Here is a 321-nt window from a genome sequence, read left to right as displayed (position 1 = left end):
GCGGTCGGCATGTACGGTCCGCGCGGCGGCGGCATTGCCGAGCGCGAGGGCCTGATGCATCGGCTGACCGTGATCGAGGGCACGCTCGGCAAGGCCTTCGGCGTGATGGGCGGCTATATCGCGGCGTCGGCTGCGCTGTGCGACTATATCCGCTCGTTTGCCTCGGGCTTCATCTTCACGACCGCGTTGCCGCCGGCGCTGGCCGCCGGCGCGCTGGCTTCCATCCGGCACCTGAAGGAAAGCCAGGTCGAGCGCTTCGCCCACCAGGAGCGGGTGCGCCGCCTGCGCGCGGCGCTCGATCGCAACGGCATCCCGCATCTT

1 protein-coding gene is annotated in these 321 nt (G+C 70.4%); it reads left to right on the top strand.

Annotated features, from left to right (window positions below; translation table 11 throughout):
- Positions 1-321 (top strand): aminotransferase class I/II-fold pyridoxal phosphate-dependent enzyme (locus ASG03_RS22095; RefSeq protein WP_244475114.1); only part of this gene is annotated, 321 nt, incomplete at both ends.

It is taken from the genome of Rhizobium sp. Leaf341 (assembly GCF_001424325.1).
Taxonomy (GTDB): Bacteria; Pseudomonadota; Alphaproteobacteria; order Rhizobiales; family Rhizobiaceae; genus Ferranicluibacter.
This window is presented reverse-complemented; position numbering and strand designations above follow the sequence as displayed.